Origin of the sequence: Geodermatophilus sabuli, from assembly GCF_010686765.1 — a bacterium.
Taxonomy (GTDB): domain Bacteria; phylum Actinomycetota; class Actinomycetes; order Mycobacteriales; family Geodermatophilaceae; genus Geodermatophilus; species Geodermatophilus sabuli_A.
The window spans coordinates 280,881-289,923 of sequence record NZ_JAAGWF010000005.1 but is presented as its reverse complement, the minus strand read 5'-3'; the positions used below and the strand labels follow the sequence as shown (position 1 = coordinate 289,923).

The 9,043-nt window shown below is 73.9% G+C and carries 7 protein-coding genes; 6 read left to right on the top strand and 1 reads right to left on the bottom strand.

The window, feature by feature from the left end; translation table 11 throughout:
* Positions 1-97 precede the first annotated feature (97 nt).
* Genes GCU56_RS04940 through GCU56_RS04920 form a run of 5 tightly spaced genes read left to right on the top strand, consistent with a single transcriptional unit; the run spans position 98 to position 4,368 of the window.
* A complete protein-coding gene (locus GCU56_RS04940; RefSeq protein ID WP_345771639.1) occupies positions 98-400 on the top strand; it encodes a DNA glycosylase AlkZ-like family protein in 303 nt (100 codons plus the stop codon).
* A gap of 9 nt (positions 401-409) precedes the next feature.
* Entirely contained in the window at positions 410-1,228 is an 819-nt protein-coding gene (locus GCU56_RS04935; protein ID WP_440588730.1) for a thymidylate synthase, read from the top strand.
* Complete coding sequence (locus GCU56_RS04930) at positions 1,225-1,761, top strand: dihydrofolate reductase (RefSeq protein ID WP_163480392.1); 537 nt, start codon at positions 1,225-1,227, stop codon at positions 1,759-1,761. The genes GCU56_RS04935 and GCU56_RS04930 overlap by 4 nt, the downstream gene beginning before the upstream one ends.
* A 10-nt stretch (positions 1,762-1,771) precedes the next feature.
* Complete coding sequence (dapA, locus tag GCU56_RS04925) at positions 1,772-2,671, top strand: 4-hydroxy-tetrahydrodipicolinate synthase (RefSeq protein WP_204331435.1); 900 nt, start codon at positions 1,772-1,774, stop codon at positions 2,669-2,671.
* A complete protein-coding gene (locus GCU56_RS04920) occupies positions 2,668-4,368 on the top strand; it encodes an RNase J family beta-CASP ribonuclease (protein WP_163480390.1) in 1,701 nt (566 codons plus the stop codon). Before dapA ends, GCU56_RS04920 begins: the two co-directional genes overlap by 4 nt.
* Before the next feature lie 113 nt (positions 4,369-4,481).
* Here GCU56_RS04920 and GCU56_RS04915 read toward each other — a convergent pair whose 3' ends face one another.
* Positions 4,482-6,425, bottom strand: a complete 1,944-nt coding sequence (locus tag GCU56_RS04915; protein ID WP_163480389.1) for an alpha/beta hydrolase family protein — start codon at positions 6,423-6,425, stop codon at positions 4,482-4,484.
* A gap of 73 nt (positions 6,426-6,498) precedes the next feature.
* Here GCU56_RS04915 and GCU56_RS04910 point away from each other — a divergent pair, with 73 nt between their 5' ends.
* On the top strand, positions 6,499-9,027 hold the full coding sequence (locus GCU56_RS04910) for a DNA translocase FtsK (protein ID WP_163480388.1): 2,529 nt from the start codon (positions 6,499-6,501) through the stop codon (positions 9,025-9,027).
* Positions 9,028-9,043: the final 16 nt, after the last annotated feature.

The following is a 9,043-nucleotide window of genomic DNA, read 5'->3' as shown; positions in this document are numbered from 1 at the left end:
GTCCCCGGTGGGTGCGGGCGCGCGCCCTGCTGAGCCCGTTCGACTCGCTGGTCTGGGAGCGCCCGCGGGTCGAGCGGTTTTTTCGGCGGCGAAGCGGGTGCACGGCTACTACGTGCTGCCGTTCCTGCTCGGCGATCGGCTCGTCGCCCGGGTGGACCTCAAGGCCGACCGGCAGGCCGGCGTCCTGCGCGTGCAGTCGGCCTTCGCCGAGGCCGGCGTGGACCGCGCCGAGGTGGCTGCCGCCCTGGCCGAGGAACTCGCGCTGATGGCGGCCTGGCTGGAGCTCGACACGGTCGCCGTCGGCGACCGCGGCGACCTCGCCCCCGACCTGGTCGCCGCCGGTCCCGTCCGGAGGCTCGCCGCGGGCCTGCGCGCGGTGAGGGGGACGGGGTCCTTCTAGGCTGGCCCCGTGGCGAGCACGGACGGCCGGACGGTGGACACGCAGTACGAGGACCTCCTGCGCAGGGTGCTCGAGGAGGGCACGGCCAAGCAGGACCGCACGGGCACCGGGACGGTCAGCCTGTTCGGCGAGCGGCTGCGCTACGACCTGTCGGCCGGGTTCCCCCTGGTGACGACGAAGTCGGTGCACTTCAAGTCCGTCGCCTACGAGCTGCTGTGGTTCCTGCGCGGGGACAGCAACGTGCAGTGGCTGCGCGACCGCGGGGTGACCATCTGGGACGAGTGGGCCTCTCCGGAGGGCGAGCTCGGGCCGGTGTACGGCGTCCAGTGGCGGTCGTGGCCGACGCCGGACGGGCGGCACGTCGACCAGGTGTCGGCCGTCCTCGAGACCCTGCGCACCGACCCGGACTCGCGGCGGATGATCGTCTCGGCGTGGAACGTCGCGGCGATCCCGGACATGGCGCTGGCCCCCTGCCACACGCTGTTCCAGTTCTACGTCGCCGACGGGCGGCTGTCCTGCCAGCTCTACCAGCGCAGCGCGGACATGTTCCTCGGGGTGCCGTTCAACATCGCCAGCTACGCGCTGCTCACCCACATGGTCGCCGCGCAGGTCGGTCTGGTCCCCGGTGACTTCATCTGGGTGGGCGGCGACTGCCACGTCTACGACAACCACGTCGCCCAGGTGACCGAGCAGCTCTCCCGAGAGGTGCTGCCGTTCCCGACGCTGCAGCTCGCGCCTGCTCCGTCGCTGTTCGACCACTCCTACACGGACTTCCGGCTGCACGACTACCGCCACCACCCGGCGATCCGGGGTGCGGTGGCCGTGTGAGCGTCGGGCTGGTCTGGGCCCAGACGCCCGACCGCGTCATCGGGCGGGACGGCGGGCTCCCGTGGCACCTGCCCGAGGACCTCGCGCTGTTCCGCGACCTGACCACCGGCTCGACCGTGGTCATGGGCCGGCGCACGTGGGAGTCGCTGCCCGAGCGCTTCCGCCCCCTGCCGGGCCGCGCCAACGTCGTCCTCACCAGCGACCCGGCGTGGGACGGGCAGGGCGCCCGCCGCGCCGGCTCGGTGGCGGAGGTGCTGGGGCAGCGGGACGGCGCGCTGTGGGTGATCGGCGGCGGCCGGGTCTACGCCGCCTTCCTCCCGCACGCCGACCGGGTGGTCGTCACGCAGGTCGACGTCCGGGTGGACGGCGACACCTGGGCGCCGGAGCTCGGCCCCGAGTGGCAGCCGGTCTCCCGCGACCCGGCGTCGGGCTGGTCGACGTCGCGCACCGGCCTCCGGTACGTGGTGTCGGAGTTCCGGCGGGACCTCCGGGACGGGGCCGCGCCGGCAGGCCCACCCGCCCCCGCTCGGTAGATTCATGCCCATGACGACCGACCCCGCCCGACCCTTCGGGCGTGTGCTGACGGCGATGATCACCCCGCTGGTCGAGGACGGTTCGATCGACCTCGCCGGGGCGCAGGAGCTGGCCGCCCACCTGGTCGACCGGGACGCCCACGACGGCCTGGTGGTCATGGGCACCACCGGGGAGTCCCCGACGATCAGCGACGCCGAGCAGCGCGCCGTCCTCGAGGCGGTGCTGGACGCCGTGGGTGACCGGGCGACCGTGGTCGCCGGGGTGGGCACCAACGACACCGCGCACTCGATCGAGAAGGCGCGGGACGCCGAGCGGCTGGGCGCGCACGGGCTGCTGGTGGTGACCCCGTACTACAACCGCCCGTCGCAGGCCGGCCTGCTGCGGCACTTCACCGCGGTCGCCGACGCCACCGACCTGCCGGTGATGCTCTACGACATCCCGCCGCGGTCGATCGTGCCCATCGAGGTGGAGACGCTGGTGCGGCTGGCCGAGCACCCGCGGATCGTGGCGGTCAAGGACGCCAAGGGCGACCTGGGTGCGGTGGCCTGGACGCTGGCCCGCACCGACCTGGCGTACTACAGCGGCGAGGACATGCTCAACCTGCCGCTGCTGGCGGTGGGCGCGGTCGGCATGGTCAGCGTGGTCGGGCACCTGGTCGGCCCGCGGCTGGCCGAGCTCGCCGCCGCGGTCGAGTCCGGCGACCTGGTGAAGGCGCGCAGCGTCAACGAGAGCCTGCTGCCGGTCTACTCCGGCGTCATGGGCGGCGGGCAGGGGGTCATGATGGTCAAGGCGGCGCTGAACGCGCTCGGCCGGCCGGCCGGCCCGGTGCGGCCCCCGCTCGTCGACGCCACCCCCGAGCAGGTGACCAAGCTGCGCGCCGACCTGGCCGCGGGCGGAGTGGCCCTGTGACGGCGGGCGTCACGCAACCACACCTGGACCTCCAGGCGCCGCCACCGCTGGCCGCCGGCGCACTCCGGGTCATGGCCCTCGGTGGGCTCGGGGAGATCGGCCGCAACATGGCCGTCCTGGAGTTCGACGGCCGGCTGCTGGTCATCGACTGCGGCGTCCTCTTCCCGGAGGCCGAGCAGCCCGGGGTCGACCTGATCCTCCCCGACTTCGGCGTCATCGAGCACCGCCTCGACGACGTCGCGGCCGTCGTCCTCACCCACGGCCACGAGGACCACATCGGCGCCATCCCCTACCTGCTGCGGATGCGCGGCGACATCCCGCTGATCGGGTCCCGGTTCACCCTGGCGCTGGTCAAGGCCAAGCTGCGGGAGCACCGGTTGGACCCCGTGCTGGTCGAGGTCGCCGCGGGGGACGACGAGGTCGCCGGACCGTTCCACTGCGAGTTCATCTCGGTGAACCACTCGATCCCCGACGCCCTCGCCGTCGCCGTGCACACCCCGGCAGGGGTGCTCGTGCACACCGGCGACTTCAAGATGGACCAGCTGCCCCTCGACGGCGTCCTCACCGACCTCGGTGCGTTCGCCCGCCTGGGCCTGACGGGCATCGACCTGCTGCTGGCCGACTCGACGAACGCCGAGGTGCCCGGCTTCGTCACCTCGGAACGCTCGATCGGCCCGGTGCTCGAGGACGTGTTCCGCCGGGCCACCCAGCGGCTGATCGTCTCGAGCTTCGCCAGCCACGTGCACCGCATCCAGCAGGTGCTGGACGCCGCCGAGGTGCACGGTCGCAAGGTGGCCCTCGTCGGCCGCTCGATGGTCCGGAACATGGGCGTGGCCCGCGACCTCGGGCTGCTGCGGGTGGCACCCGGGCTCATGGTGTCCCTCGACGAGGCGACGTCGATGCCCCCCGAGCAGGTCGTGCTGGTCAGCACCGGGTCGCAGGGCGAGCCGCTCTCGGCCCTGGGCCGCATGGCGCGCGGGGACCACCACCAGGTGACCATCGAGGCCGGCGACACGATCGTGCTGGCGTCCTCGCTGGTGCCGGGCAACGAGACCGCGGTCTACAAGGTCATCAACGGGCTCGCCCGGCTGGGGGCCACCGTCGTGCACAAGGAGACGGCGATGGTGCACGTCTCCGGGCACGCGCCGGCCGGCGAGCTGCGCACCCTGCTCAACGTCGCCAAGCCCCGCCACCTCATGCCCGTGCACGGCGAGTGGCGGCACCTCCGGGCGCACGCCGCGCTGGCCGAGCAGACCGGGATGGCCGCCGACGCGATCCTGCTCGCGGAGAACGGCGTGGTGGTCGACGTGGTCGACGGGAAGGCCGCGATCGTGGGCAGCGTGCCGGTCGGTGACGTCTACGTCGACGGGCTCAACGTCGGCGACGTGGGGGAGGAGTCGCTGCAGGAGCGGCGGATCCTCGGCGACGAGGGCTTCGTCGCGCTCACCGTCGTCATCGAACCCTCGACCCGGACCATCGTGCGGCCGGTGCACCTCTCCGCCCGCGGGTTCGCCGACGACCCGGCCGTCTTCGACCCCGCCCTGCAGCTGGTCGAGGAGGTCCTGCGGCGCACGCTGGCCGACGGCGAGACCGACCCGCACCGGCTCTCCCAGGTGATCCGCCGGACGATCGGCAAGTGGGTGTCCGACACCCACCGTCGCCGCCCGATGATCATCCCCACCGTCCTCGAGGTCTGAGAGAGGGCCCCGCTGCCCCCTACGGCCCCCGCCAGAGGCTCGCCCGGAGCGCGCGAGGGGTGAGGAGGCCGGGGTCCTCCATCTGCAGCGGGGGGATGTCGGAGGCTCCGCAGCTACCGCACAAGCTCGATGGGCGTGATGTCCTCGGCGGCGGGCAGCTCGAAGCCCCACACCTGTGCGTAGAACGACAGCTCGCCGTCCAGCGCGGCGCGGATGTTCTCCGCCTTCCGGAACCCGTGCTGCTCGCCGCGGAAGAGCAGGTAGGCGTGCGGCACGCCCTTCCGCCGCAGCGCCGCGACGATCGCCTCGGCCTGTCCCGGCGGGACGACCTCGTCCTCGTCGCCCTGGAAGACCGCCAGCGGGGTGTCGAAGGCGTCGACGTGGGTGAGGGGGGAGCGCTCGGCGTACACGTCGGCGCCCTCCGGCCAGGGCGCCACCAGCCCGTCGAGGTAGCGCGACTCGAACTTGTGCGTCTCGGCGGCCAGTGCGCCGAGGTCGGCGACGCCGAAGTGGCTGGCCCCCGCGGTGAACGTCCCCGGCCGCATGCACAGCGCCGCCAGGGTGGTGTACCCGCCGGCCGACCCGCCGCGGATAGCCATCCGCGTGGGGTCGACCCGGCCCGCGTCGGCCAGGTGGCGGGCGCAGGCCACCACGTCGTCGAGGTCGACGACGCCCCAGCGGCCCTTGAGCGCCTCCCGGTACCGGCGGCCGTAGCCGGTCGAACCGCGGTGGTCGACGTCGGCGACGCAGAAACCGCGGGACGTCCAGTACTGGACCCCGACGTCGAGCGCCGGCGTCGCCGCCGACGTGGGACCGCCGTGCACGACGACCAGCAGCGGCGGCAGCGTGCCCTCGGGCGCGGTCGCCTCCGGATTGGTGGGCGGGTACACGAGCGCGTGCGCGACGTCGATGCCCGTCCCGTCGTCCGGGGTGGGGAAGGAGACGTGCTCCGGCCGGGAGAGCCAGGCCGGGTCCAGGCCCAGGTCGCGGGCCGGCCGCAGCACCTCCGCGCTGCCGCCGTCCACCGACACGCGCAGCACCACCGGCTCGCTGGCCGGCCCGGCCGCGACGCACACCACCGCGTCGCCGGCCGCCGCGAGCGACCGGAAGACCGCGTACGGCAGGTCCAGCTCCCGCAGCGCGCCGCCGGGCTCGCGGACGGCGAGCCGGTCCGCCCCGTCGCGGGCGCAGGCGACGACGAGCCGCCCGTCGGCCAGCAGCGCGTACCGGCTCTGTCCGAAGGCCCACTGCGGTCCGGCGATGTCACCGCCGGCATCGAGGACCAGCTCCACCTCGCCGTCGGGGCGGCGCCGGTACAGGCACCACAGGTCGTTCCGGTCGGAGAGGAACAGCAGGCCGCCGCCGGGTTCCCACACCGGCGCGACGACGGACTCGCCGGGGCCGCCGGCGACGACGGTCTCCGCGCCGTCGGGCGACCGGACGACCAGCTGCGCGGCGTCCCACGGCATGTCGGGGTGGTCCCACTGCAGCCAGCACAGCGTCACGCCGTCCGGCGCCAGGCGGAGGTCGGAGACGAAGTCGGGCCCGCGGACGAGCACCTCGGTGGCGCCGTCGGCCGCGACGCGGACCAGCTCGTTGACCACGTCCGCGGGTCCGGCGCCCGGCGCGTGCGTCTCGCGGACCGCCAGCACGCCCGCGGAGGTGGCCCGCAGGTCGGCGTGCCGCACTCCCGACGGCACGGCCGGCTCGGGGGTCACCGGCACCGGGACGGCGGCGCCCGGGTCGAGCCGGTACAGCCGCTGGTCGGAGAACTCGGTGAACCACAGGACGCCGCCGCACGCGGTCCAGGCACCCCCGCCGTACTCGTGCACCCGGGTGCGGGCGTTCCACGGTGCCGGGAGGACGTCGGTGAGGGTGCCGTCGGCGCTGCGGCGCACCACCGCGGACCGGCCGCCCTCCTCGGGCCGCGACTCCGACCACCACACGTCCGAGCCGTCGACGACCACCTCGCCCAGCCGCGCGGCGGTGCGCACGACCAGTTCGGAGGTGATCGGCGTGGGCCAGCTGCCGTACGGGAGGGGTGCGGGAGTCGGCATCTCCCGACCGTAGGTGCCGGACACGAGCCTCCGCCTGCCGTCGGGGGGCACCTGCGGCGATTACCGTCGATGCATGCCTGCTCGCACGACGACGACCCGGCCGTCGGGTCGGTCGTCCGCGCGCGGCCGCTCCGGTTCCGGGTCGACCGCGTCCCGGAAGCGCCCACCCGCGAAGCGGGCCGCGGCGGGTGGCCGCAAGCCCGCCGCCCGCACGTCCGGCCCCGGCCTGTGGGGTGTCATCGGCGGTGGCTGGTCGCTGCTGGCCCGCGGCGCCGGCGGGCTCGCCCGTTCGGTGGCGCGTCCGGAGGAGGCCGAGCCGCTCGCGCCCGAGCACCGGCGGGACGGTGTCGGGCTGGCGGTGCTCGGCCTGGCCGTGGTCCTCGGCGCCGCCGCGTGGAGCAACGGCATCGGCCCGGTCGGCGAGGCGCTGACCGGCGCCGTCCGGCTGGTCGTGGGCGCGCTGGTCATGGTGCTGCCCGTCCTGCTGTTCTTCGCCGCGCTGCGGCTGCTGCGCCGGGGTCCCCGGCCCGAGGCCCGCGGCCGGCTGGCGATCGGCTGGCTGTGCGCCGTCGCGTCGGTGCTGGGCATCGCGGAGGTCGTCGGCGACAGCGCCGTCCCCTCCCGCCTGGAACCGGGATCCGGCGGGCTGGTCGGGTGGGCCGTCGGTGCCCCGCTGACGGCCGGGGTCGGCAGCGTCGTCACCGTCGTCCTGCTGGTGCTCGGTGCCTTCTTCGGGCTGCTGGTGCTGACCGCCACGCCGGTGCACCAGATCCCCGAGCGGCTGCGTGAGCTCGCCGACCGGCTCATGGGCCACGGTCCCGACGAGGACTACGACGGCTACGACGAGGACTGGGACGACGAGGCGGACGACGAGGAGCCCGAGGAGGCGCCGGTCAGCCGGCGCTCCCGCCGCCGGTCGCTCATGGACGACCTCACCCGGACCGGCCCCATCGAGACCGTCCCCGCCATCGACCACGCGGCGCTCGACGAGGCGCCCGAGGCCATCCGCACCACCCCGCCGGTGCCCACGTCGCTGCGCACCCCGGTGGTGGACCGCACGGCCCCGCCCGAGGACCTCCCGCCCATCGACGAGCCCCAGCAGCTGGTCATCCAGCCGGTCGAGGGCGACTACGTGCTGCCCTCGCTGTCGACGCTCCGGCCCGGCACGCCCCCGCGGGCACGGTCCAAGGCCAACGACGTCGCGATCGAGGCGATCACCGGCGTCCTCGAGCAGTTCAACATCGACGCCGCGGTCACCGGCTTCACCCGCGGCCCGACGGTCACCCGCTACGAGGTCGAGCTCGGCCCCGCGGTGAAGGTCGAGAAGATCACCGCGCTGACCCGCAACCTCGCCTACGCCGTCGCCAACGACAACATCCGCATCCTGGCGCCCATCCCGGGCAAGTCGGCGGTCGGCATCGAGGTGCCCAACACCGACCGCGAGACGGTCAGCCTCGGCGACGTCATGCGCTCGACCGCGGCCAAGCAGGACCCGCACCCGATGCTGGTGGGCCTCGGCAAGGACATCGAGGGCGGCTTCGTCTGCGCCAACCTCGCGAAGATGCCGCACCTCCTGGTCGCCGGTGCGACCGGCGCCGGCAAGTCCAGCTGCATCAACTCGCTGCTGACCTCGCTGCTGCTGCGGGCCACCCCCGACCAGCTGCGGATGATCCTGATCGACCCGAAGATGGTCGAGCTGACGCCCTACGACGGCATCCCGCACCTGATCACACCGATCATCACCGACCCCAAGAAGGCGGCCACCGCGCTGGCCTGGCTGGTCGAGGAGATGGAGCAGCGCTACCAGGACATGCGGGCCACGGGCGTCCGGCACATCGACGACTTCAACCGCAAGGTCGAGAAGGGCGAGATCACCGCCCCGCCCGGCAGTGAGCGGGTCTACCGCCCCTACCCCTACATCCTCACCATCGTCGACGAGCTCGCCGACCTCATGATGGTCGCCCCCCGGGACGTCGAGGAGTCGATCGTCCGGATCACCCAGAAGGCGCGCGCCGCCGGCATCCACCTGGTGCTGGCCACCCAGCGCCCCTCGGTCGACGTCGTCACCGGCCTGATCAAGGCCAACGTGCCCTCGCGCCTGGCGTTCTCCACCTCGAGCCTCACCGACAGCCGGGTCATCCTCGACCAGCCCGGCGCGGAGAAGCTGATCGGCATGGGCGACGCCCTGTTCATGCCGATCGGCGCCGGCAAGCCGGTCCGCGTGCAGGGCGCCTACGTGTCCGACACCGAGATCGAGGCGGTCGTCGAGTTCACCAAGCGGCAGGCCGAGCCCGAGTACCGCGAGGAGGTCTTCACCGCCGCGGCGGGGGAGAAGAAGGAGATCGACGAGGACATCGGCGGCGACCTCGAGCTGCTGGTGCAGGCCGTCGAGCTCGTGGTCACCAGCCAGTTCGGCTCGACGTCGATGCTGCAGCGCAAGCTGCGGGTCGGCTTCGCCAAGGCCGGCCGGCTCATGGACCTCATGGAGAGCCGGGGCATCGTCGGCCCGTCGGAGGGGTCGAAGGCCCGCGACGTGCTGATCAAGCCCGACGAGCTGGAGTCGGTGATGTTCACGCTCCGTGGCGGCCCGGGGGACGGCTGAACGTCACCCTCCGGTT

Excerpts from the sequence above, each read along its gene's own strand:
- dapA (WP_204331435.1), top strand. The coding sequence starts at position 1,772 with ATGACGACCGACCCCGCCCGACCCTTCGGGCGTGTGCTGACGGCGATG.
- GCU56_RS04915 (WP_163480389.1), bottom strand. The coding sequence starts at position 6,425 with ATGCCGACTCCCGCACCCCTCCCGTACGGCAGCTGGCCCACGCCGATC.
- GCU56_RS04910 (WP_163480388.1), top strand. The coding sequence starts at position 6,499 with ATGCCTGCTCGCACGACGACGACCCGGCCGTCGGGTCGGTCGTCCGCG.